The following is a 21441-nucleotide window of genomic DNA, read 5'->3' on the forward strand; positions in this document are numbered from 1 at the left end:
GAAGGATTACGCATGGTCGAGAGTGTCCTGCCCTGGGTGCTTTTTAACATCTTTCTGGTAGCGATGCTGATGTTGGATCTGCTCGTTTTCAATCGCAAAGCCCACGCTATCGGGATGAAAGAGTCACTCGTCTGGACTGGCGTCTGGGTCAGCCTAGCTGTCATTTTCGGGCTTGGCATCTGGTTCTTCGAAGGTTCAACTCATGCCATCAGTTTTTTCAGCGGGTATGTCATCGAGGAATCCCTCTCGGTAGACAACCTCTTCGTCTTTCTAATGCTTTTCACCTATTTTTGCGTGCCCAAGGAACACGAACACCGCGTCCTGTTCTGGGGTGTGCTGATGGCTATCGTACTCAGGGCTGCTTTTATCCTAGGCGGTATCGCCCTGTTCCACGCCCTCGAGTGGATAATTTACGTATTCGGCGCCTTCCTGATATTTACCGGCATTCGCATGGGTTTACAATCTGACGACAATCCGCATCCCGAAGCCAACCCGGTGGTCAAATTACTGTGTAAATTCCTGCCGATGACTCCTAAGTATCACGGGGGGAAATTTTTTACTCTGGAAAACGGCCGCCGCTTGGCAACGCCCCTGTTTATGGTTTTCATGGCTGTTAATTTGACCGATGTCATTTTTGCCGTTGACTCGATACCTGCTGTGCTGGCGATCACCCAGGACCCGTTCATCGTCTACACCTCTAACATGTTCGCCATTATGGGCTTGCGGTCCATATATTTTGCCCTGTCGGGTTTTGCCAAGCGCTTGCACTACCTGCATTACGGCTTGGCTGCAGTACTGGTCTTCTTGGGTGTCAAGATGATACTCTCTGGATTTATCGAGATACCGACCGTTCTTTCCCTGCTCATTATCGCCACGATCCTGGGAGTCGCCGTTATCGCCTCTCTCCGCCGGCCGGCAGTGGTAGAAACAACCGCGGAAACGTTTCCTGCGGACGTAGAAAAGAAGGAATAGGGCGTATGTCAGCGACCAAAGCTTTCCTCGACTTAGTCCTGGAAAGACTGGGGACCGTCACCGGCAAAAGCATGTTCGGCGGTTTCGGCGTGTTCCACGACGGGGAGATGTTCGGTTTGATCTCCAATGGCATTCTCTACCTGAAAGCCGACGATTCAAATCCGGAAGACTACCTGGCGCGCGGTAGCAACCAGTACAAACCGATGCCCTATTTCAGAGTACCGGAAGAGGTCTTCGAAAACTCCGAAGAGTTGCCGAAATGGGCCCAGAAATCGGTGACCATCGCCTACGCCGTGCCAAAAAAGAAGAAATGATGTTTCAAGGAATGCGCATACTCCGGTTCTCTTGATGGTATAATCGTTTCCGAAGCGAGGAAAGCCATGTCTGACCTTGAGGACTACAAGATCATGTATCGCAAACAAGAGGCGGAATTCCTCGCGGAGCGGAAAAAACTCATCGCCCAGAAACAGCTTATCGGCAGGGTGTTTACCACCGAGGCAATTCACAAACGTGAGCATATCGAAAAGCGCATAGCCGAACTGGAGCGCAAAATCATCGAGATCCGTACCATTCTGGGCGAAAACTACAAGAACAACTAGCTCATGGACGCCAAGAGCTTTTCAGGGCTGGTGTCACAAGCCCTGGACAACCTGCCAGATGAATTCCTGGACCTTTTGGAAAACGTCGAGATCGTCGTCGAAGACTATCCCTCCCTCCGGCAAAGACGCGGTTCCAAGCGCAATGAGCTGCTCGGTTTATACGAGGGAGTTCCCCTTACAGAACGTGACACCCACTATGGGCTGGTGCTACCGGATAAAATCACAATTTTCCAGAAACCTATTGAAGCGATCTGCAGGACGGATGCGGAAATAATCGACCAGGTAGAAAAGACGGTGCGTCATGAGGTTGCTCACCATTTCGGCATGACCGATGTGCAGCTCGATGAAATCGAGGAAGGCTGGTCGAAGGAAGGCTGATTTGTCCGAAGGCGATGTCATCCGGAAAACTCCACTCCCAATCACGATCGAAAGTCTCACCCGCGATCTGAAGGCGCTGGGCCTGGCGCCCGGAATGACGATACTTGTTCACTCCTCGTTATCCGCGATGGGGTGGGTGTGCGGAGGGGCGGTGGCTGTCATCAAGGCACTCGAGGAAGTTCTTGGGGAGACTGGCACCCTGGTGATGCCGGCTCATTCCGGCGAATATTCCGACCCGGCTTACTGGAAAAACCCTCCCGTTCCTGAAACATGGTGGCAGACGATCCGCGACCAAATGCCGGCATTCGATCCCGACCTGACGCCAACACGAAGCATGGGAGCCATTGCCGAAACTTTCAGAAAACAGACTGGGGTAGTTCGGAGCAACCATCCTCAAGTGTCATTCGCGGCGCGTGGTCCCTCTGCGTCCGAAATAATATCCGATCACTCGTTAGAATACGCTCTCGGCGACCATAGCCCGCTGGGGAAATTGTACGCCATTGGCGGGCATGTCCTGCTTTTAGGTTGCGGGTACGGCAACAACACCTCGCTTCACCTGGCGGAATTCCGGGCGAATTATCCCGGGAAACGAGTTGAGCGGGGAGGGGCGCCCGTCGTTGAGAACAGGAAGAGAGTTTGGAAAGTCATCGAAGACTTCGGTGATGATTCGGACGATTTCGAAAAAATCGGGGCGGATTTCGAGTTATCTTGCGCCGGAGAACTCCGGATCGGCAAAGTTGGACTGGCCACCGCTCGGCTGATGCCCGTTAGAGTCCTGGTCGATTTTGCTGTGGGCTGGATGGCTCAGAATAGGAACCTTGGGGAGTAAAAAGGATGGAACGCTGCGGCTGGGCTAACGGAGATGAATTAATGGCCAAATACCATGATGAGGAGTGGGGCATTCCCACCCACAGCGACCGGAAACATTTCGAGTTCATGATCCTTGAAGCCTTCCAGGCGGGACTTTCGTGGATGACGATACTCAGAAAACGCGAAGCCTTCAAGAAAGCCTTTGCCGGGTTTGATCCTGAGGCAGTGGCCAAATTCGACCAGACGAAGGTTTCCGAACTGCTCAATGACAAGCGCATCGTAAGGAACAGGCTCAAAATCGAAGCAGCGATAACTAACGCAAGAAAATTCATCGAAATTCAAAAAGAATTCGGATCATTCGATAAATACATCTGGGGGTTTGTCGAAGGGAAGCCAATTGTTCATAAGCAGAACGACTTGTCTGAAATTCCGGCAACGACCGAGCTTTCAGACATTATCAGCAAAGATCTGAAAAAACGCGGCTTCAAGTTTGTCGGGTCGACGATCGTGTATTCCCACCTCCAGGCGGTGGGCATCGTCAACGACCACCTGTTGGACTGCCCCAGGTACCAGGCGGCGGCAGGGAAATGAACAAAACAAAGACGCCCCGGAGATTTTCCGGAGCGTCTTTTCTACCTTAGCCTAGAAATCGATGACGAATTTGCCGTCTTTATAGAGCAGGTCGCCGTCGACGCGGATCTCTCCGCCCTGACGCAGATCGCAGACCATGTCCCAGTGAATGGCGGACTCGTTGACCGAACCAGTCTCCGGATAGCCCGCGCCCAAGGCCATGTGGAAGCTGCCGCCGATCTTCTCATCGAACAGTATCTCACCGGTGAACCTGGTAATGCCCTCGTTGGTGCCGATGGCGAACTCACCCAGCCGCCGGGCGCCTTCATCGGTATCGAGGGTTTTCAGTAAAAACTCCTCGTTCTTCTCCGCGGTAGCCTTAACAACTTTGCCGTTTTCAAACCACAGCCTGACGCCTGTGACCTCGCGACCGCTTTCGATGGCGGGATAAGAAAAATAAACGTGACCATTGGCAGAATCTTCAACCGGTCCGGTGAAGACTTCACCGTCGGGCATATTGTACTGGCCGTCGCATTTTACGAACTTGCGTCCCTTGATCGACAACTTGAGGTCGGTACCGGGGGCAGTGACATGCACTTCTCTCCGCCCTTTAAGCCAGTCAACTACTTTTTGCAGGCGGTCGCTTTGCTTCAGCCAATAGCCGATGGGATCATCCAGGTCAGGCATGCAGGCGCCGAAGACGAAATCCTCGTATTCCTCCAGGCTCATTTCAGCGTCCTGGGCCATCGCCGCTGTCGGAAAAGGGACTACCACCCAGTTGAATTCACCGGTTCCAGAACGTTTCATCATCGTCTTCATCAGGCCGGACCGGCCTCGATCGAATAGCACCATTTTTTCAGGGGCGACATTCGATAATTTCTTGGTATTATCGTCGGCCAGGACGGCAAACCGGGCATCATATTCCTCGGCAATATAGCGCTGAGGCTGGTGAACGTACTGGATCTGTTCATCGGTGCCGAAGCGGTATAGGATGTCCTCGAAATCGCCGCGGGGCAAAACGATCGGGAATCCTCCGGCCTTTACAACCTCTGTGTAAATTGCCCGGGTGAGCGGCTGGGCGGCAACCGGCGCGTTAATGACGACCTTATTTCCGGATTTGATCTTGGTGGAGTATTTAACCACCAGTTCGGCCAGTTTCTGGATACGGGGATCGGCCATGATTAGTCTCCTTTTTATTCTATCGGAATATTCTAGTCCTCATACGAACATGGGGCAAGGACTCAAATTGGAACGCTTTGCGAATAATGTCACATTGAAGACGAAAGACGCTCGAGTCAATCAAAGATATTGGTTATTTTAACGACGAGGGCGCCCCGCGATTTTATCGCGGAATCGTTGGTACCGACGTCGATGTGGATTACGGGTATACCGTACCCCTCGTAGAATTTCAACAGTGGCAGCGTTTTCTCAGCGAAGATCGCCAGTTTTCGCACCACGTCTTCCTTGGTATCGTCGACTCGCCCTTCGCGATCGCCGCCGGCGTTGGTGCAGATCCGTTCCCGCACCGTTGCCGCATCGCATCCCAGGACGACTACGGCTTTCATTTTGATTATTCGTTCGAGGCCAGCAGCCTGTCCGGCGTGACGGGGCATGCCGTTCATTATTATGAGGTCACCACTTCCGATACGATTTTTTTCTATGAATTCGCCCAACAACTTCTCTGCAATGCCAAACTGCGAATCGGTCAGGAGGGCGCCGGAGCCCAAAGAGATTTTCACGATTTCCAATTCAACTTCGGAAAGCAAATCCGTAGGATTCGCAGCATAACCACGCAACTGAGCGCCAAAATCGAAATGGAAACATTTACGGCCGGCAAGACCTTCGTTCTCCAGGAGATCACCTAGAGGCGTCTTGCCGGAACCAGTTGGTCCGAGGAGCAGAATGGCGTTTGGTAAATATTCAGATTGGTTTTCGTCCATAATCGTCCTAATGAATGAAGAATTTGGCCATCAAGCCACTAGCAGCGCCAGCAAAGCCAGGAGTAACGCGATGTCGAGCAGGAGCAGCAGGGACGTCAATTGGCGCCCCGGGTCTTGTTGCCTTGATGCTTTGATTCCAAGGAACGCGGCTGGTATTAGGAGAAAGGGAAGAGCCAGTACCAAACCGACGAAAAGAGATATGGCCAAAATGCTGCATGAAGCGGTGACACTATAGATAATCAGGAAAGACATGACGCTGATAGCGGCAGCCGATAATCCAATCGAGATAGCGGCTGAAGGCAATCTCGCCCTAGCTGGTGAAGGGTCTGTATTCAAACTCCGGCCGCCTTCCGGTCTATGTCTTTAATGAAGGCATCCTTGCTGGCAATATAGGACTCGATATCTCCCGGATATTGTTTTGCCAGAGTGGATTTCAGGAGGCAATATGCCTCCAATTCATCGGGATGGGCCATCATGTAATCACGAAATGCGAGGTGGCGGGCGATTTGCGGATTACCGTACTGGAAGACATGCAAGTGGTGGCTCCGTTCGCCCGAGGTTTCCTTAACAAAGAAACGTCGACCGGGAATTCCGTATTCGCCCCTGCCAGAATATCCAACGGCGGCCAACCGGCCGTTCGCGGCGTCAACCAGATCGATATTCGTTACCACCGGCATCATGTCGATGATCGGTTTGGCTGCGGCACCGGGAATCGAGGTGGAACCGATATGATGAATTTCCGTAACCAGACTCCCCAGGGCAACCTTAACGGCTTCGGCCTCAGAATTGAATACTGTAGGCCAGGCCGGGTCATAACAGACTACCTTGACTTTCCTGGATTGACGGATATTCACGAACAAATAAACCTGATTTTCCTGTTGACAGCGCAACTAGCGTAGTGGCATACTCTAGTGCGGTTGAAAGTTGGTATCCAAGCCAAGGTATTTTGTCCCACGGTCCGGATGACCAAACCGTAAACCAAAGTATATAAAAAAAAGGAGCAAATGTCATTCATGGCCCAAGACAAAACCATTCAATGCGCAGACTGCGGCTCTGATTTCACGTTCAGCGCCTCTGAGCAGGAGTTCTTCGCCTCCAAGGGTTTCACCAACGAGCCCAAGCGCTGCCCCACCTGCCGCCAGGCCCGCAAGCAGACTCGCGGCGGTTCCGGCGGTTCCAATTCAGGAGGCGCTCGCCAGATGTTCCCTGCCGTATGTGCTGCCTGCGGCAAAGAGACCCAGGTGCCCTTCGAGCCCCGCAACGGCCGCCCGGTTTATTGCAGCGATTGTTTCGCTAAATCCAAGAGCGCCTACTAATTTCCCCGAGTATGAAATTCAAAGAGCCCCCTGAATGGGGGCTCTTTGTTTTGTGCAATTCGCAAAATTGACTAAAATGTCGCGATGAAGATAGTTATTCTTATCGCCGGGGCGGGGGCTCTGGGATCGGTGTGCCGCTATGCGCTTTCCGGCGCGGTTTACGCCGCGCTCGGCCAGAACTTTCCCTATGGCACCCTGGTGGTCAATGTTATCGGCAGCTTCCTTCTCGGACTGCTGATGCAAATGGGTTTGAATACAGACCTGATCCCGCCGCACCTGCGCACCGTGGTGGCTATCGGCTTCCTCGGCGCCTTCACGACATTTTCTACATTCACCTACGAAACAGTCCAATTTATCCAGGACGGCGCGTGGGGATCCGCTGCGCTTAATATAGCTACCAGCCTTATTTTGGGAATCGCAGCCGTAATCGCCGGGATTTATACCGGGCGGCTCTTTGCGGGAGGGACCTGATGCGTACTATTGAAGGCGAGCAGGTATTGATGCGCATTTTCATCGGCGAGTCTGATATCGCCGGCGGCAAGCTGCTCCATATGGCTCTGCTGGAACTTTTCAAGAAAAAAGGTCTGGCCGGAGCGACTGTTCTCCGGGGAATCGCCGGATTCGGGGCCCACAGCCGGATCCATTCCGCTCACCTGCTGCAACTGTCACAGGACTTGCCGGTAATCGTCGAGGTGGTTGATTCCCAGGAGCACCTAGATGAGGTACTGCCCGAAGTTGGAAAACTGATGACGGGCGGGCTGATCACGATCGAGAAGGCGAGGGTGATCAGCTACTCGCCTGGATAACCCCTGAACCACTGGATCCAATTTTATTTCGAAATGAACCTGGTACTAAAACCATCATTCTCTTGACTACAAATGTCCATAATAGTATACTCAACGCCGCCCCTCAGTCAGAAAGGCGCGGGCAAGGAGATTTTATGCCGGAATTACTTACAGTTAGAGAAGTCGCGGATTACTTGAGAGTTACCCAAAAGACGGTATACAGGTTGCTGCAACAGGGATCGATTCCAGCTTTGAAGGTAAGCCATAGCTGGCGGTTCGATAAAGCCTCGATCGACGAATGGTTGAAGTCAACCGCGGTCGGCGCAAAAGCCAACATCCTGGTTGTCGATGACGATCAGACCATCCGCGACCTTTTCCGTGATATCCTCGAGGATGCCGGACACCGGGTGATCACCGCCGGCAGCGGTGCCGAGGCACTTGAATACATTAAAGCCAAGGATTTCGCGTTGGTTTTTCTCGACCTCAAGATGCCTGGCATGAGCGGGGCGGATGTGCTGAGGAAGATCCGGGCAATCGATCCCGATCTGCCGGTGACTATCATCACCGGGTTCCCCGACAGCGAGTCCATGGCCGCCGCGCTGGCGCAGGGGCCATTCGGAGTGATGAACAAGCCATTCGGCGAGGCTGACGTCCTGAACGCCGTAAAAAGCTTTATTCGAATCGGCCGAAGCTAAGGCGGCCGCCGTGATCACTGGCGAATTCCGATATACCGATTGCTGGGAGAGCACACATGCCAGGTCGTGAGGCTGAGCGTCGCGGCATAACCATCCGCCAGGTCGTGGAGGAACGGTTGCTCGGCGACGCAGCCAATACCTTCCGGACGATGTTCGAACGTTCAGGCACCGCCGTAGCCGTATTGAACGACGCCGGCATTATGGTAATGGCGAACGAAAGTATGTCCAAGCTTATTGATCTCCCTGTGCCTGAGATCGAGGGCAAACACTCCTGGTTCGAGTTCGTAGCCGAAGCCGACCGCAAAAAAGCCCAGGACTATCATCGGCTGCGCCGCAGCCATCCGGGCACCGCCCCGGAGCATTACGAGTTCAAACTGATCGACCAGAACGGCGGCAGTCACGAGATAGAGATCACCGTCGCGATGTTCCCAGGCACCGATCTTTCACTGCTGTCTTGCATCGACGTCACGCACTTGAAAACAGCCCAGGAGATGGGCAGGCTGACCCGCTTCGCCGTTGAAAATGCGCCGGAATCGATCCTCTGGCTGAGCGAAGGGGGGGCCATCCTTTATGCCAACGGCGCGGCTTGCCGCATGCTGGGCTACAACGTCGGTCAGTTGATGTCTCACAACATTTCAGACATCGACACCAGTCGTTCGCGGCGCGAATGGCTCAGGCTGCTCAAGGAACTGAAGCAATCTGGCTCCATGGTGTGGCAATCGGAATACCGCCGGCAAGACGGTCATGTCATCCCGGTCGAAGTCTTGATAAACTACATCCTGCTTAACGACAAGAACTATTATTGGACTTTTGCCAGGGATGCTTCCGCCCGACAGCAGGCGGAAAGGCGCGAACTACAGCTTCAGTCGGAGCTCAGCGTTTCAGCCAGGCTGGCTTCCATAGGAGAACTGGCAGCGGGAGTTGCGCACGAGATCAACAATCCATTGACCGGGATCATCGGTTTTTCCGAGCGGCTGATCCGAAAGATACCTGATGAGAAAATTGGCGGAGACCTCAAGAGGATACACAGCGAGGCGATACGGGCGGCGAAAGTGGTCCAAAACCTCCTGACCTTTGCCCGGCGCAGGCAACCGTCCAAGGAACCGGTGGACATCAACAACATTATCAAAGAATCCCTCGCTCTGCGCGAGTATGAACTCAGGCATCGCGGGATTCAGGTCGTGACCCACCTGGCGGATCTGCCATGTTTCATGGCGGATTATTACCAGATTGAGCAGGTTTTCGTTAATCTGATCGTCAACGCAGAACAGGCGATGACGGCAGCCAAAAAAGGTGACCGGCTGGCGGTGACCACCGGCGTGCTCGAAGGCCAGATACTGGTCACCTTCGCCGATAACGGACCCGGCATAAAACCCGAGAACCTGGAAAAGTTGTTCGATCCTTTCTTTACGACGCGTACCGAAAGCGGCGGGACCGGCTTGGGGCTTTCAATCTGCCATGGCATCGTCCTGGAACACGGCGGACGAATCAGCGCTACAAGCGAATACGGGGAGGGGGCGACGTTTACGGTGGCCTTGCCCCTTAAAAACAACGAGTGTCCCGAGGTCGAAAAGAGCTAGACGGCTCCCAGCAATCTTTTTCGGGCCTCGGATTCGTCCATCCCTTCAACCGCGACGGTTTTATGGCGGCCGGTGCGGCCCCGCACCAACTTGACGGCGTTTTTGGCAATGCCGAGGCGTTCGGCAATAAAATCGATGAGAGCCTCATTGGCGATTCCCCGCTCAGGTGTTGCCGCCACCTTGATCTTGACCGCTTCTCCGTAAAGCCCGACCACCTCGGTTTTCCGGGCGCCGGGCTGGACGTGGATATCGATCAGGGACCGGTTCAAACCCGAGCTTCAATCGCTGCCGGCGTGATGTTTCGAGAACGGTATTCTATCAGCACGGCGGCCAGCAAAATGATGTCAAAGTAGAAAAAATAGGAACCGAGGCTACGCCAGGCAAAAAACACCGGCAGGATAGCCAGCAGCAGCCCCGTCGACGGATACTTCGATCCATTCTTGTAATACCACCATAATCCGCCAGCGAGGGCGGCGATCTCAAGAACGGTGAATATCGCCGACGATTGGATATTGACAATACCCGTCTCCGTCAGGCTGACCAGGCCAACGCCGAGCGGGTAGAGAGGATCGATCATCGGGGCCATCACCGATGTGAACCACAGAACCGGGCTGGCAATAATGAACGGGAGGTTGAAAGCGGCGAACGCCGCAACTGCCAGGCTGAGTCCGACCGCAGCCCGCTTTATTCCCCAAAGGTGATAGGCATAGAGAGTGGCGAACGGTACCAGGAACCATACAGTCTGGTAAGCCGCAGCGCCGGCGCCCAGAAGGAGCATGGCTAGTTTGGGGTGTTTTGGGATGAGCAGCCAGCCGGCGACCATGAACGGGAAGACAACGAGACGTTTCTCCAGCCCAATCAGACCGGTAATCCATAATTCGAGACTGACCGCGGCGGCGAGGGCAAAAATCAATCGGCTGCCGCGGGGAACACGCCAAAGGCCGAACACGATGGCCGCCACTAAAAAAATCCCGACAACCACCTGCATATTGTCCATGCCTGCCAAGACAAAAGGAACTGAAATCAGGAACGAGCCTGCAGGATACGACAAGCGCGATTCAAGCTCAACCGGCACAGCAGCGGGATTGGATTTTGATTGTTCCCATAGGGAGGTGAGCGCCTCCTGGCTGGGATATGGGAAAACTTCAGTAAACCGGCCTTTCTGGATGGGGGTTAAGTTGACAAAGGGGCCGTTGTTATCGCTAGCCAGGCCGTCATAAGTCTCCATGGCGGTGATGATATTTGATGAGGCGTAGGGATTTTTCCCACCGATGAAATTTTCAGTAGCCTGCTGAGTTAAGGCGGCGCCGTCAGAATATCGCGGCTGCGTCTTGAAATAGGCTAGCGCCGATTTTATCGGGTCGCTGAAGGAGTCAGGCTTGATAATATCGGTTTTCAGTCCAATATAGATACCGGCGATAGACACCCCGGCAAAGGCTAATAAAACGACGATCGTTACGGTTACTTTTTTCAAGTGATCATTCCAGCGGGCCAATAACACGTCAGTCCGCGGAAGAGCTACGAACCACAGGACACCAAACCAGGCGATCCAGGAGATGATACCCAGAATAGACTTGCTCGGGGAAACGACATACGGCCCGCCGGTCAGGCTGGAAAATCCCAGTTTCAAAAAGATACTTATGAAAAACAGGTTTACCCTTGGGGTCAGGAGTTTAAGAATCGGTGCGAGTGTTAATCGTTTCAATGTATTTTCAGATACAACTTCAATCGCTGAATTTTAGCAAATACCGCAGACATAATATAACAATAGTGCCGCCAACGGCAATCAGCCACGGTTCTAAAATGGCCCAAACTGTCTGATATAATACCTGTTGAAAAGCAACTCATTGCGAGAGGTAGCCATGCCTTCACTTGAGACCCAACTTTCGAAATTGCTTCAGGACAAGGGCTTAACAATCGGCACCGTGGAATCGGCAACCGGGGGCATGATCGCCGAATGGTTGACTTCGATCCCGGGCTCATCCAAGTATTTCAAGGGCGGATTGGTTACCTATCAAAATGAATTGAAGATACGGCTCGCGGGGGTTAAATACGAAACGCTGCTGGCTTACGGGGCAGTCAGCCCTCAGGTGGCGGAACAGATGGCAGCCGGCGGGCGCAAAGCATTGGGCGTCGACATCTGCATCTCCGATACCGGCATTGCCGGTCCCGGCGGCGAGACGGCCGACAAGCCGGTTGGGCTGTTCTACCTGGGTTTGGCGACTCCCGAGGGCGTCTGGAACCGCAAGTTCATCTTCAAAGGGGACCGCAATAAAAACCGGGAATCAGCCGCGGCAGCGGCGTTAAAATGGGCGATCGAGCGCCTGGGTGGAGCTACAACCCCTTGATAGCGGCTGCTTGGATTTCGAATAACTGCCTGATACCCTTTTCCCCCATGGCGATGACCGCCTCGAGGGTTTCTTTCGCGTAGGCTTTTTTCTCCGCCGTCCCCTGCACTTCTATGAATTCCCCCCTGGAATTCATCACGAGATTGAAATCAGACTCGGCGTTGCAGTCCTCTTCAAAAGCCGGGTCGAGCAGGATATTGCCCTTATAAACGCTGACCGAAACGGCTGCCACCTGCGATCTAAGCGGCATATTCTTAAAGATACCCAGCCGGTGCAGCTTGGAGAACGCCAGGTACAAAGCGACATATCCCCCGGTGATCGAGGCGGTTCTAGTTCCGGCATCGGCTTGAAGCACATCGCAATCTACGGTAAAACTGCGCTCACCCAGGGCTGCCAGATCTGTCACCGCTCGGAGTGACCTGCCAACCAGCCGTTGTATCTCCTGGCTGCGGCCTGAAATCTTACCGGCAGAATCCCGAGGCGTACGCGTGGAAGTCGATCTCGGCAGCATGGCGTACTCGGCTGTTACCCAGCCTGTGCCGCTGTTTTTCAAAAATGGCGGTACTCTGTCCTCCATGGTAACGGACACCACCACCCTGGTGTTGCCCTGTTCGATTAGCACCGAACCCTCGGCATAGGTCTGGAAACCGGCGGTAATCTTAATGGGACGCAACTGATCGAGGGCACGGCCGTCTAATCTGGGCATACTTGTACCTTTCGCATTATAGATTATCGAATGAGGTCAGGGACGAGTTTGGCCGGAGCCGTATACCAGCCACTTGTAGCTGGTGATTTCCTTTAGACCGAGCGGGCCGCGGGCATGCATCTTTTGCGTCGAAATACCCACTTCCGCCCCGAGGCCGAACTGGGCGCCATCGGTGAAGCGGGTCGAGGAATTGACATAAACCGCGGCCGCATCCACCTCGTTTAAAAACCGTTGCGCGTTGGAATAATCCTCAGTTATTATGGCCTCTGAATGACCGTCTCCGTAGGCGGCGATGTGATCGAGGGCTTCATCAAGGGAATCGACGACCTTGACCGCGGCAGTCAGCGCTAAAAATTCTTTGCCCCAATCTTCGTCAACAGCTGATACCAGTTTCAATTCCGGCTGAGAGCCCAGTATGGCCATGGATCTTGGGTCGCAATGCAGTTCGACACCCGTATTAGCTAATTCGGCTGCGGCTTTCGGAAGGAACGCCGCGGCGATTTCCCGGTGGACCAGGATCGTATCGAGGGCGTTGCAGGCGGAAGGCTTCTGCACCTTGGCGTTGTAAACGATGGCAACCGCGCGGTCTATCCTGGCGGAGGCATCGACGAAGGTGTGGCAGACACCTGCGCCGCCGGCAACCACCGGAATAGTGGAATTCTCTTTGACAAACTTGATCAGACCGGTTCCGCCCCGAGGGATGACCAGGTCAATCCGGTCGTTCATTTTCAACAGATGCGGCACCAGGGAGCGGTCAGTGTTATCGATGAACTGGACGACGTTCGGATCGATCCCGGCGCGTTCAAGAGCGCCAATGATTATTTTTACTAACGCGCGATTGGAGTTGATCGTTTCCTTGCCGCCGCGGAGGATGACGGCATTGCCAGCCTTGAGACACAATGCGGTAATATCGACAGTGACGTTGGGGCGCGATTCGTAAATGGCTGCGATTACCCCGAGTGGAACTCTTTTTTTCCCAAGGGTTAAGCCGTTCGAAAGGGTGCGCATGTCAAAGATCTCGCCGATGGGGTCCGGCAGACCGCCGACGCTCCGCACGTCGGCGGCAATCAAATCGATAGTGTACGGAGTGAGAGCCAGGCGATCCAGCATTGCCGGAGCCATACCGATTTTTCTGGCTTCCAACTGGTCAATGGCATTCGCTTCAAGGATTGTCTCTTTTTGGGAGAGGAGGTCAGCGGCGATATTTTCCAGCGCCGAATTCTTGGCCGCGATTCCGGTGTAAGCCAGTTTCCGGCTGGCCAGTTTGGCGCGACGGCACTGCATTTCCAGTTCAATAACGGGGTCCACGGTCATCACCTTAATTCAAGATAGGCAAAGTATAGTTGAAGGTTTTAACTGAGGCAAGGAACCTCGTCAGCCGGCCTCCGGCGCAATTCAGGCGCTTCCGCTACTCGATCCTCCGGATATCGGTGTTTTCAATAATGTCTCGGTGATCTTCCGTAGATGATAACCCGTTATGGAGAGCGTCACTGCCAGCGGGAACACTTTGGGCCTCCTGAACAGGCTGAACGCCAAAAGCCTCCAATAATAAGTACGACCTTTTTCGATAATCCCGAGCTTCCATAATGAACGGAAGAACGCCGCTATGTGGTGAAATTCGAAACGAGGAAGGCGTCCCCGAATTCGCGGGTTGTAGTTGCGCAGGAACAATTTGGTGCGCTCATAATAGTGTTTGGGTGAGTAAATGGTTTCAAGCAGGTGCCGGTAACCCTCTATGAGGGTTTTACGTGGCATCTTTGGTTCGAAATTGAGAGTGGAATCGGTGTTGTCCCCGCCAAAATCCTCGATCATCCGGTTTTCCTTCTCGAGGCGTTGGAATAACCGGGTGCCCCGGGGCGCGTTTAATAAACCCACCATAGCAGTGACTATGCCGCTATTCTGGATAAAAGCTATCTGCGATTTGAAAATCGAGGGTGGATCAGAGTCGAAGCCGACAATGAAGCCACCCTGGACCTGGAGGCCGGCAGCCTGGATTCTCTTGACGGCGGCTACCATGTCACGGTTTTCGTTCTGACCTTTGTCACATTCCGCCAGGCTCTCGGCGTTGGGGGTTTCGACACCGACGAAGACCTGGAAAAAGCCAGCATCCGCCATGGCTTTCATGAGGTCGTCGTCATCGGCAAGGTTTATTGATACCTCGGTCGACAGGCTGAAAGGGAATTTGTTCTTCTCCTGCCAGCTGGTGATGGCGGGAAGCACCTCAGCCTTCAAGTGCCGTTTGTTGCCGATGAGATTGTCATCAACGAAGAATACACCGGAACGCCAGCCGTAATCGTACAGAGATTGTAATTCGCGTACAACCTGATCTGCGGTTTTGACCCTCGGTTTGCGGCCGAAGAGGACGACGATGTCGCAGAATTCGCAATTGAACGGGCAGCCCCGTGAGTACTGCAGCGACATCGAGGAATAAGCAGCTTTATCAAGGAGTTTCCACATTGGCAGGGGCGTAGCGGTGATATCTGGTTTATCCTCGGATCGATAAACCGGCTGTGCCTCGCCCGCCGCCCAATCGGCAAGAAACAGCGGCAGGGTAATTTCAGCCTCATCCAATACGAAGTGATCTACACCCGAGATTCTATCGTACTCGGTAGTGAAATAAGGACCCCCGGCGACGATGGTTTTGCCGGCCGCCCTGGCTTTTTCGATTAATTCTTCCGCCGATTTTCGCTGGATCGCCATCGCGGAAATATAGACTGCGTCAGCCCAATCCAAATCTCTTTGATTGAAACTGGTGACATTGAGGTCAAGCAGTCTGATTTCCCATTCATTCGGCAGCATCGCTGCAATGGTCAACAAACCAAGAGGAGGGAAAGACGCCCTTTTACTGACGAATTTAAGGGCGTGACGGAAACTCCAGAAGGTTTCTGGATAACGGGGATAAACCATGAGAATTTTCATATACCGGCTCCAAGGGGATTTGCAGGTGGGTCTTTATCAGAGTAACTACAAGGAAAGGATAAGTCAACCGTGATGCATTTCCGTTTCTAGCTCGCCGGTCCCCATGGGGATTTCCATTCGCACCTTGATCGCTTCCCCTTCGACAACCACAGGAAAAATACAGGCATCCTTCGTGCGCAATTTGAAGGGTCCGAATTTAAATCCCGAAAGGCATTTACCACTAGAGATGTAAAACTTAGCGCCATGGATCGGGCAGGAAATAACCTTTCCCTCAAGTTTTCCCGAGGCCAATTCGCCACCGAGGTGGCTGCAAGTCTCGTTTATGGCGTAGAAGTTGCCGCTAGAGTTGATAACCAACAATTTCTTGTCGCATACCAAAAAGGACTTCATCTGCCCGTCAAGAATATCTCCGGTCTTTGCCACATCAATGTATTTTTCCATCTAGTATCTTCCGAGGACCCAAATTGTTATATATTATGCGTGGAAGGTCCTCTGTGGTAGATCACCGTTACTTCCTGTTTTTTGTGAATACGTGGGGCGGCATAGACCAAGTCGTGACTGATGGCCTGCTGCAGGCAGACATCGACACAGTTTGCGCAGTAGACACATTTCAACGGATCGTAGCGCACCTGGCGAGATGGCACATCAATAGTTATGGCGCCCGAAGGGCACAATCGAGCGCAATCGTTGCATAGATCGCACTTATTGCTATCCCAACGGACTTTGCCACGAAATCCTGCAACGGGTTCTTTTACAACAACTGGATAACACACCGTTGCCGGTTTGCTGAACAGGTTTTTGATTACGGTCGGCAGCATCCAGGGCATTCGTTTCTCCTAGCGTTCCGTGCAAGAAATGCAGGGGTCGATGGAAAGAGTAATAATGGGCACATCGGCAAGCTCGCAGCCGGGCAGCATCGCGAGGAGGGTAGGAATATTGGCGAAGGTTGGAGTACGGATTTTGCAACGCTCGAGGTTATTGGATCCGTTGCCTTTGACATAATAAAATAGTTCACCGCGGGGTTGCTCAACTCGGGTGATAGTCTCCCCCTCCGGGAATGTGTCGACGCGAACCAACAATTCTCCGGACGGCGCCATCTCCAGGGACCTTGTGACCAGTTCGATCGATTGATAGAGTTCTCTTACCCTGACTAGCGCACGAGCATAACTGTCGCCGGCGGTTTCCACGACCGGCTCGAAACCGATGTCTTTGAACGCGGCATAACCCGTCGATCTTATGTCGGAGGAGACGCCGCTGGCTCGCAATGTTGGGCCGACGGCCCCCAGCAAGCGCGCTTGTTCGGTGGTTAGTATACCCTTGCCTATGGCTCGTTTTTTGAGCGTCGGGTCGTTCAACAGGGTCGGTTTGACCGTTTTATCCATAAAATTCTTGAAATCCGCTAGTTTTGTCTTGATCGTCTTCACTGTTTCGGGATCGATGTCCCGGCGCACTCCGCCTACCAGCACTGCGGAATGGATGACCCGGTTGCCTGTAGTCATCTCCAGGATGTCCATGATGATTTCCCTGGCACGCCAGATCTGCATGAACAGGCTCTCAAAACCCATTGCATCAGCCAACAAACCAAGCCACAGAGCATGACTGTGAAGGCGCGATAATTCAGCCCAGGCGGTTCGCAGATACCGGGCACGCTCTGGAACGGTTACCCCGCAGAGTTTTTCGACCGCTTCGCAGTAGCACAAAGCATGCTGAATACTGCATATACCGCAAATGCGTTCCACAAGAAAGACATTGTTGCGGAAAGGGTTCAACTCGCAAGCTTTTTCGATTCCCCTATGGACGTAGCCGATAACCGGGGTCGCTCCGGTAACGATCTCATCTTCACATTCCAACTTAAGCTGCACCGGTTCAGGAAAGACCGGATGCTGGGGGCCGAAGGGTATTACGGTGCGCGCCATCTAAACCTCCACGTCACAGCGCCAGCAACGGCGGCCCTCTTTTATCGCCATTTCAGGAGTTAAGCCGAGCTCTTCCTCGCCGACCTCGTCAACCTTTCCGAATGGAACGTTTGGCTGCTGTTGTCTTTTCCGCGGTTCCCGCCGGTCAAAAATGGTATCTCTTGAGAGCGCTTCAGCAGGTAGTGGAGGGGTCTCCGGCCAGTCGATAGTTCCGCCAAGGAATTTTTGTATGCTCTCGGCAGCCCGTCTCCCTGATGCAATAGCTTCAATTACCGAAGTCGGTCCCATGGTTATGTCTCCGGCAGCAAATATCCGGTCTTTATTGGTTTTTAGTGTCTCTTTGTCGACACTCACGATATTATGGCCGTCGCGTTGTTCCGCTTCAAGGCCAAGACGCTTCAACAGATCCACTTTTCCACTTACCGCGGCGATAACGCCGGATTTGCGAATTCCCTGATGGGCTCCGAATGCAATCAGAACCGCATCGAAGCCTTCGTCCAGGAGATTTTCCAGGTTATCTACACGGTGGTTGGTTTCGATTTTGACACCAAATCCGGCAATCGCCCCGATTTCCGCATCCAGGATAGATCGCGGCAGTTCGGTTTCGGGGATGCCGTAGCGAAGATGACCGCCAGTTTCAGGCAGCGCTTCAAAAACTGTTACGGCGTTGCCTAGTCTGGCCAGAAAATAAGCCGCGGTGAGCCCGGCAGGTCCGGAACCAACAATTGCAATTCGGTGACCGGTGGATGGCAGAGGCGAGGGTTCCACGTAATGGCCGCGCTCATAGGCCAATCGTTTGAGCAGTTTGATCGAGATACCTTCATTTTGTTTATCCTGCCGGCAGGCGGCTTCGCAGGAAGCCAGGCAGACGCGGCCAAGGATACCTGGAAAAGGCACTGACTGATGGATGACAGCCAGCGCGGCATCGAATTCGCCTTCACCGCATAATCGGACGTATCGGGGGATGTCGATACCGGCAGGGCAGGATTGATGACATGGGGCGTTGAGGCGGATTGCTTTTCTGGGTTGGTAATCAGGCGGCTTCACTAGGTAGGTTTTAGGGCTGTCTTTGGTCACCATCATACCGCCGAGATAGTCGAGAGATTGGTTCTCAAATTTAATCCCGAAGAGTTCGGAAATCTCGTTTTCGATCAGGCTGGCGCACAAGTAGACCGAAGATAGACTGGGTACGGTGTCATTTTTCGCGATTTTAAGCCGCCAGTGCTCCATGTGCTGGCTGTTGTCAAGATTGAAATGATAGATGATCTCAAATCCGCCGTCAGCATCAATGGCCGTGGCAGTACAGAACATGCCGCCGGCGGAACGCATTACCGACGCGTTGGGAACCAATCTTTCGGCGGTCACGACACGTTCGTTATTCATGCGCGGGAGCCTCGGTGTTGAAATCCAGTGCTTGGGCTAAAAGGAAATTGCCCTCGATCACGTTGGTCGGGCAGATCCTGAAACATTCCCGGCACTTTGAGCATTCCTTTGCAGCTATCTCTGGCATGAAGGTCACTTCACGGGAAGCGCCGCGCCCGATAAAGCTGACCGCACCCAGCTTTTTTACCTCGTTGCAGTAGCGCACGCACATGCCGCACAAAATGCAGAAGGTGCCGTCTTTCTTGAACCTGTTGACGTTAGCGCCGTATTCCCTGGCCAGGTCCTTGACGACTTTGGCGCCGGGCGCTTGTGTCAACAATAATTCGACCAAGACCTTGCGAATGCGCCGGATGCGTTCACTTTCTGTGAAGACCACAAGTTTGTCTTCTGCAGGGTAAACACAGGAAGCTACAATCCGTTTTCTGGCGCCCTGGCGTATCTCCACACTGCACAATCGGCAGCCGCCGTAGGGTTCAAGGTCTTTATGATGACAAAGAGTCGGAATGTGGATGCAAGCGCTCTGAGCCGCCTCGAGGATGGTCATTCCGGGGTGGGCAATTATTTCCTGCCCGTCGATGGTAAGTTTTAAGTCAGGCATCTATTTTACCTTATGCCTTACTTTGATCGGCTCTTTGGGGGTGCCTTCCGGTGCATTTCGACCGGGTACTTTCAGAATAGCGCCAAACTTGGGCGGGCAGATGTCTACGCAGGCGCCACACTTGATGCATTTCGATTGCTCTATGACGTGGACCATCTGCTTGGAACCGACTATCGCCGAAGAGGCGCAAGTGCGGATACAAAGCGAACAGGCTTTGCATTTATCCGCATCGATGTAGAAGGTGACAAGATCCGGGCAAATCCCGGCCGGGCATTTTTTGTCGCGGATATGGGTTTCGTATTCCGGGCGGAAATAGCGGAGAGTTGTCAGAAGCGGGTTGGCCGCGGTCTGCCCCAGGGCGCAGAGACAGGCATCCTTCAGAGTCTCTGCCAACTCCTCGAGTGTATCGAGTTCCTCCATTTCCGCTTCGCCGCGGGTAATCCTGGTGACGATGTCGATCATCTGTTTTAAGCCTTCGCGGCACGGAAGGCATTTGCCGCAAGACTCGTCGGCCAGGAAAGTGAGGAAGTATTTGGCCAGGTCGACCATGCAGGTTTCTTCATCCAGGACGATCATGCCACCGGAGCCGACCATCGACCCCAGCTTATCCAATTCATCGAAATCTACCGGCGTATCCATGTATTCTACGGGAATGCAGCCGCCAGACGGACCGCCCGTCTGCACCGCCTTCAGTTTCTTGCCGTCGCGGACGCCGCCCCCGATTTTAAAAACGATATCCTTGAGGGTGGTGCCCATCGGCACTTCCACCAGGCCGGTATTATTCACCTTGCCTACCAGGGCGAAGATCTTGGTTCCGGACGATCCGCTGGTGCCGATGCTTTTGAACCACTCGGCGCCGCGGTTGATGATCTGAGGCACGTTAGCCCAAGTTTCAACGTTATTCAAATTGCTGGGTTTGTTCCATAGTCCTCTGACAGCAGTTCGGATGTATTTCGGTCTCGGCTCGCCGACCCGTCCCTCGATGGCGGTCATCAGCGCGGATGATTCCCCCGATACAAAAGCGCCGGCGCCCTGATGCACTTTGACGGTGAAATCGAAACCGCTGCCGAGGATGTTCTTTCCTAGCAGCCCGTATTCTTCGGCCTGGGCGATAGCCCTGAACAGGTTGGTTACCGCCAGTGGGTATTCGGCCCGCACGTAAACGTAACCTTCGTGGCTGCCAATGGCATAGGCGCCGATCATCAAGCCTTCCAGGACGCAGTGCGGGTTGCCCTCCATGACCGATCTGTCCATGAACGCGCCGGGATCGCCCTCATCGCAGTTGACAATGACATACTTCGGTTCGCCGGGGGCATTCTTGGTGGTGAACCATTTTTTACCGGCCGGGAAACCCGCGCCGCCCCGTCCTCGAAGCTGAGCTTGTTCCACCTCTGAGAGTACTTGATCCGGGGTCATACCTGATACAACCTTGGAGAGCGCCTTATATCCGCCTACGGCGAGGTAGTCCTCAATGTTTTTGGGGTCTATACGCTGATTGTCGCCGAGCACCAGCCGGTACTGGTAACGGTAGAACGGAATATCAGATTGTTTGGCGATCTTTTCGCCGGTAGCGGGATCGGTGAAGAGAAGTCGCTCGACGATATTGCCTGACTTGACCGCGGCGACGACCTCGGGGACATCAGTTGGCTGAACCTGTAAATAACACACATCGGAGGGGTGAATAACCACCACTGTTCCCTTTTCGCAGAAACCGTGACAGCCGGTGTGGCGGATGTCGATGCTGTCGCTTAACCCTTGAGCGGCTAGTTCGGCGATGAACAATTCGCCTAGTTTACCGGCTCCAAGAGCCAGGCAGCCCGTACCGCCGCAGATAGAGATGCATGGTTTATCATGCTTCCGTTGTTCAATTATTCTTTGCCTCAGGCTCGCCAGAGCCCCGGGTGAGTCCAGCCTGTTCATCGTCAT

General features: G+C 53.6%; 27 protein-coding genes. 12 read left to right on the forward strand and 15 right to left on the reverse strand.

Going from position 1 to position 21441, the window contains the following annotated elements; all coding sequences use genetic code 11:
- The first annotated feature begins 12 nt into the window (after window positions 1-12).
- The 6 genes from HX448_RS02610 (at window position 13) to HX448_RS02635 (ending at window position 3350) form a co-directional block, all read left to right on the forward strand.
- On the forward strand, window positions 13-972 hold the full coding sequence (locus HX448_RS02610) for a TerC family protein (RefSeq protein ID WP_102330619.1): 960 nt from the start codon (window positions 13-15) through the stop codon (window positions 970-972).
- A gap of 5 nt (window positions 973-977) precedes the next feature.
- Window positions 978-1286, forward strand: a complete 309-nt coding sequence (locus HX448_RS02615; RefSeq protein WP_102330620.1) for a TfoX/Sxy family protein — start codon at window positions 978-980, stop codon at window positions 1284-1286.
- 66 nt (window positions 1287-1352) lie between these two features.
- The gene (locus HX448_RS02620; RefSeq protein WP_102330621.1) at window positions 1353-1571 is read left to right on the forward strand and encodes a hypothetical protein; all 219 of its coding nucleotides are present in this window, start codon (window positions 1353-1355) and stop codon (window positions 1569-1571) included.
- A 3-nt stretch (window positions 1572-1574) separates the two neighbouring features.
- Window positions 1575-1949: a metallopeptidase family protein gene (locus HX448_RS02625; protein WP_102330622.1), complete on the forward strand. Its 375-nt coding sequence runs from the start codon at window positions 1575-1577 to the stop codon at window positions 1947-1949.
- A gap of 1 nt (window position 1950) precedes the next feature.
- Window positions 1951-2778, forward strand: a complete 828-nt coding sequence (locus HX448_RS02630; protein ID WP_272868184.1) for an AAC(3) family N-acetyltransferase — start codon at window positions 1951-1953, stop codon at window positions 2776-2778.
- Between the two features lie 5 nt (window positions 2779-2783).
- Window positions 2784-3350: a DNA-3-methyladenine glycosylase I gene (locus HX448_RS02635; RefSeq protein WP_102330624.1), complete on the forward strand. Its 567-nt coding sequence runs from the start codon at window positions 2784-2786 to the stop codon at window positions 3348-3350.
- Window positions 3351-3401: 51 nt separating this feature from the next.
- On the opposite strand, the gene HX448_RS02640 is transcribed toward HX448_RS02635, so the two are convergent.
- The 4 genes from HX448_RS02640 to HX448_RS02655 all read right to left on the reverse strand — a co-directional run bounded on the left by HX448_RS02640 (window position 3402) and on the right by HX448_RS02655 (window position 6123).
- Window positions 3402-4508: an aminopeptidase gene (locus HX448_RS02640; protein ID WP_102330625.1), complete on the reverse strand. Its 1107-nt coding sequence runs from the start codon at window positions 4506-4508 to the stop codon at window positions 3402-3404.
- A 116-nt stretch (window positions 4509-4624) separates the two neighbouring features.
- A complete protein-coding gene (locus tag HX448_RS02645; protein WP_102330626.1) occupies window positions 4625-5269 on the reverse strand; it encodes a nucleoside monophosphate kinase in 645 nt (214 codons plus the stop codon).
- A 30-nt stretch (window positions 5270-5299) separates the two neighbouring features.
- Window positions 5300-5605, reverse strand: coding sequence for a hypothetical protein (locus HX448_RS02650; RefSeq protein WP_162485970.1), 306 nt, complete (start codon window positions 5603-5605; stop codon window positions 5300-5302).
- Entirely contained in the window at window positions 5602-6123 is a 522-nt protein-coding gene (locus HX448_RS02655) for a GrpB family protein (protein WP_336470080.1), read from the reverse strand. Before HX448_RS02655 ends, HX448_RS02650 begins: the two co-directional genes overlap by 4 nt.
- Before the next feature lie 159 nt (window positions 6124-6282).
- Here HX448_RS02655 and HX448_RS02660 point away from each other — a divergent pair, with 159 nt between their 5' ends.
- The 5 genes from HX448_RS02660 (at window position 6283) to HX448_RS02680 (ending at window position 9645) form a co-directional block, all read left to right on the forward strand.
- A complete protein-coding gene (locus tag HX448_RS02660) occupies window positions 6283-6585 on the forward strand; it encodes a zinc-ribbon domain containing protein (RefSeq protein ID WP_102330831.1) in 303 nt (100 codons plus the stop codon).
- 84 nt (window positions 6586-6669) lie between these two features.
- Window positions 6670-7056 carry a fluoride efflux transporter CrcB gene (crcB, locus tag HX448_RS02665; protein ID WP_102330628.1) on the forward strand — a complete coding sequence of 129 codons (387 nt, stop codon included), beginning with the start codon at window positions 6670-6672 and terminating at the stop codon, window positions 7054-7056.
- Window positions 7056-7391: a DUF190 domain-containing protein gene (locus tag HX448_RS02670; protein ID WP_102330629.1), complete on the forward strand. Its 336-nt coding sequence runs from the start codon at window positions 7056-7058 to the stop codon at window positions 7389-7391. The genes crcB and HX448_RS02670 overlap by 1 nt, the downstream gene beginning before the upstream one ends.
- A 134-nt stretch (window positions 7392-7525) precedes the next feature.
- Entirely contained in the window at window positions 7526-8065 is a 540-nt protein-coding gene (locus HX448_RS02675) for a response regulator (RefSeq protein WP_102330630.1), read from the forward strand.
- 56 nt (window positions 8066-8121) lie between these two features.
- The gene (locus HX448_RS02680) at window positions 8122-9645 is read left to right on the forward strand and encodes a PAS domain-containing sensor histidine kinase (protein WP_102330631.1); all 1524 of its coding nucleotides are present in this window, start codon (window positions 8122-8124) and stop codon (window positions 9643-9645) included.
- Here HX448_RS02680 and HX448_RS02685 read toward each other — a convergent pair.
- The gene (locus HX448_RS02685) at window positions 9642-9914 is read right to left on the reverse strand and encodes a DUF167 domain-containing protein (RefSeq protein ID WP_102330632.1); all 273 of its coding nucleotides are present in this window, start codon (window positions 9912-9914) and stop codon (window positions 9642-9644) included. The two genes, HX448_RS02680 and HX448_RS02685, sit on opposite strands and share 4 nt — an antisense overlap.
- Window positions 9911-11350, reverse strand: coding sequence for a hypothetical protein (locus HX448_RS02690; RefSeq protein ID WP_102330633.1), 1440 nt, complete (start codon window positions 11348-11350; stop codon window positions 9911-9913). Before HX448_RS02690 ends, HX448_RS02685 begins: the two co-directional genes overlap by 4 nt.
- 157 nt (window positions 11351-11507) lie before the next feature.
- Between HX448_RS02690 and HX448_RS02695 the strand changes: the two genes are divergently transcribed.
- Window positions 11508-11993 carry a CinA family protein gene (locus tag HX448_RS02695; protein ID WP_102330634.1) on the forward strand — a complete coding sequence of 162 codons (486 nt, stop codon included), beginning with the start codon at window positions 11508-11510 and terminating at the stop codon, window positions 11991-11993.
- Here HX448_RS02695 and rph read toward each other — a convergent pair.
- The 9 genes from rph to HX448_RS02740 all read right to left on the reverse strand — a co-directional run bounded on the left by rph (window position 11980) and on the right by HX448_RS02740 (window position 21435).
- Window positions 11980-12699: a ribonuclease PH gene (gene rph, locus HX448_RS02700; protein WP_102330635.1), complete on the reverse strand. Its 720-nt coding sequence runs from the start codon at window positions 12697-12699 to the stop codon at window positions 11980-11982. The genes HX448_RS02695 and rph overlap by 14 nt on opposite strands.
- A gap of 36 nt (window positions 12700-12735) precedes the next feature.
- Window positions 12736-14013, reverse strand: a complete 1278-nt coding sequence (locus HX448_RS02705; protein WP_102330636.1) for a glutamate-5-semialdehyde dehydrogenase — start codon at window positions 14011-14013, stop codon at window positions 12736-12738.
- A gap of 81 nt (window positions 14014-14094) precedes the next feature.
- Entirely contained in the window at window positions 14095-15618 is a 1524-nt protein-coding gene (locus tag HX448_RS02710) for a B12-binding domain-containing radical SAM protein (protein WP_102330637.1), read from the reverse strand.
- A gap of 63 nt (window positions 15619-15681) precedes the next feature.
- Window positions 15682-16059 (reverse strand): Rieske (2Fe-2S) protein, encoded by a 378-nt coding sequence (locus HX448_RS02715; RefSeq protein WP_102330638.1) that lies wholly within the window; start codon window positions 16057-16059, stop codon window positions 15682-15684.
- Window positions 16060-16085: 26 nt separating this feature from the next.
- Entirely contained in the window at window positions 16086-16445 is a 360-nt protein-coding gene (locus HX448_RS02720; protein ID WP_102330639.1) for a 4Fe-4S binding protein, read from the reverse strand.
- Window positions 16446-16454: 9 nt separating this feature from the next.
- The gene (locus HX448_RS02725; protein WP_102330640.1) at window positions 16455-17534 is read right to left on the reverse strand and encodes a hydrogenase large subunit; all 1080 of its coding nucleotides are present in this window, start codon (window positions 17532-17534) and stop codon (window positions 16455-16457) included.
- Window positions 17535-18917: an FAD-dependent oxidoreductase gene (locus HX448_RS02730; RefSeq protein WP_102330641.1), complete on the reverse strand. Its 1383-nt coding sequence runs from the start codon at window positions 18915-18917 to the stop codon at window positions 17535-17537.
- On the reverse strand, window positions 18910-19515 hold the full coding sequence (locus HX448_RS02735; protein WP_102330642.1) for a 2Fe-2S iron-sulfur cluster-binding protein: 606 nt from the start codon (window positions 19513-19515) through the stop codon (window positions 18910-18912). The genes HX448_RS02730 and HX448_RS02735 overlap by 8 nt, the downstream gene beginning before the upstream one ends.
- Window positions 19516-21435 carry an NADH-quinone oxidoreductase subunit NuoF gene (locus HX448_RS02740; protein ID WP_102330832.1) on the reverse strand — a complete coding sequence of 640 codons (1920 nt, stop codon included), beginning with the start codon at window positions 21433-21435 and terminating at the stop codon, window positions 19516-19518.
- Window positions 21436-21441 lie beyond the last annotated feature (6 nt).

The sequence above is a fragment of the Dehalogenimonas etheniformans genome (assembly GCF_014672715.2).
Lineage (GTDB): Bacteria > Chloroflexota > Dehalococcoidia > Dehalococcoidales > Dehalococcoidaceae > Dehalogenimonas > Dehalogenimonas etheniformans.

Excerpts from the sequence above, each read along its gene's own strand:
- HX448_RS02715 (WP_102330638.1), bottom strand. The coding sequence starts at position 16,059 with ATGGAAAAATACATTGATGTGGCAAAGACCGGAGATATTCTTGACGGG.
- HX448_RS02705 (WP_102330636.1), bottom strand. The coding sequence starts at position 14,013 with ATGACCGTGGACCCCGTTATTGAACTGGAAATGCAGTGCCGTCGCGCC.
- HX448_RS02625 (WP_102330622.1), top strand. The coding sequence starts at position 1,575 with ATGGACGCCAAGAGCTTTTCAGGGCTGGTGTCACAAGCCCTGGACAAC.
- HX448_RS02620 (WP_102330621.1), top strand. The coding sequence starts at position 1,353 with ATGTCTGACCTTGAGGACTACAAGATCATGTATCGCAAACAAGAGGCG.
- HX448_RS02645 (WP_102330626.1), bottom strand. The coding sequence starts at position 5,269 with ATGGACGAAAACCAATCTGAATATTTACCAAACGCCATTCTGCTCCTC.
- HX448_RS02670 (WP_102330629.1), top strand. The coding sequence starts at position 7,056 with ATGCGTACTATTGAAGGCGAGCAGGTATTGATGCGCATTTTCATCGGC.
- HX448_RS02610 (WP_102330619.1), top strand. The coding sequence starts at position 13 with ATGGTCGAGAGTGTCCTGCCCTGGGTGCTTTTTAACATCTTTCTGGTA.
- HX448_RS02675 (WP_102330630.1), top strand. The coding sequence starts at position 7,526 with ATGCCGGAATTACTTACAGTTAGAGAAGTCGCGGATTACTTGAGAGTT.
- HX448_RS02725 (WP_102330640.1), bottom strand. The coding sequence starts at position 17,534 with ATGGCGCGCACCGTAATACCCTTCGGCCCCCAGCATCCGGTCTTTCCT.
- HX448_RS02740 (WP_102330832.1), bottom strand. The coding sequence starts at position 21,435 with ATGAACAGGCTGGACTCACCCGGGGCTCTGGCGAGCCTGAGGCAAAGA.
- HX448_RS02730 (WP_102330641.1), bottom strand. The coding sequence starts at position 18,917 with ATGAATAACGAACGTGTCGTGACCGCCGAAAGATTGGTTCCCAACGCG.
- HX448_RS02735 (WP_102330642.1), bottom strand. The coding sequence starts at position 19,515 with ATGCCTGACTTAAAACTTACCATCGACGGGCAGGAAATAATTGCCCAC.
- HX448_RS02680 (WP_102330631.1), top strand. The coding sequence starts at position 8,122 with ATGCCAGGTCGTGAGGCTGAGCGTCGCGGCATAACCATCCGCCAGGTC.
- HX448_RS02695 (WP_102330634.1), top strand. The coding sequence starts at position 11,508 with ATGCCTTCACTTGAGACCCAACTTTCGAAATTGCTTCAGGACAAGGGC.
- HX448_RS02615 (WP_102330620.1), top strand. The coding sequence starts at position 978 with ATGTCAGCGACCAAAGCTTTCCTCGACTTAGTCCTGGAAAGACTGGGG.
- HX448_RS02660 (WP_102330831.1), top strand. The coding sequence starts at position 6,283 with ATGGCCCAAGACAAAACCATTCAATGCGCAGACTGCGGCTCTGATTTC.
- HX448_RS02720 (WP_102330639.1), bottom strand. The coding sequence starts at position 16,445 with ATGCCCTGGATGCTGCCGACCGTAATCAAAAACCTGTTCAGCAAACCG.
- HX448_RS02635 (WP_102330624.1), top strand. The coding sequence starts at position 2,784 with ATGGAACGCTGCGGCTGGGCTAACGGAGATGAATTAATGGCCAAATAC.
- rph (WP_102330635.1), bottom strand. The coding sequence starts at position 12,699 with ATGCCCAGATTAGACGGCCGTGCCCTCGATCAGTTGCGTCCCATTAAG.
- crcB (WP_102330628.1), top strand. The coding sequence starts at position 6,670 with ATGAAGATAGTTATTCTTATCGCCGGGGCGGGGGCTCTGGGATCGGTG.
- HX448_RS02710 (WP_102330637.1), bottom strand. The coding sequence starts at position 15,618 with ATGAAAATTCTCATGGTTTATCCCCGTTATCCAGAAACCTTCTGGAGT.
- HX448_RS02640 (WP_102330625.1), bottom strand. The coding sequence starts at position 4,508 with ATGGCCGATCCCCGTATCCAGAAACTGGCCGAACTGGTGGTTAAATAC.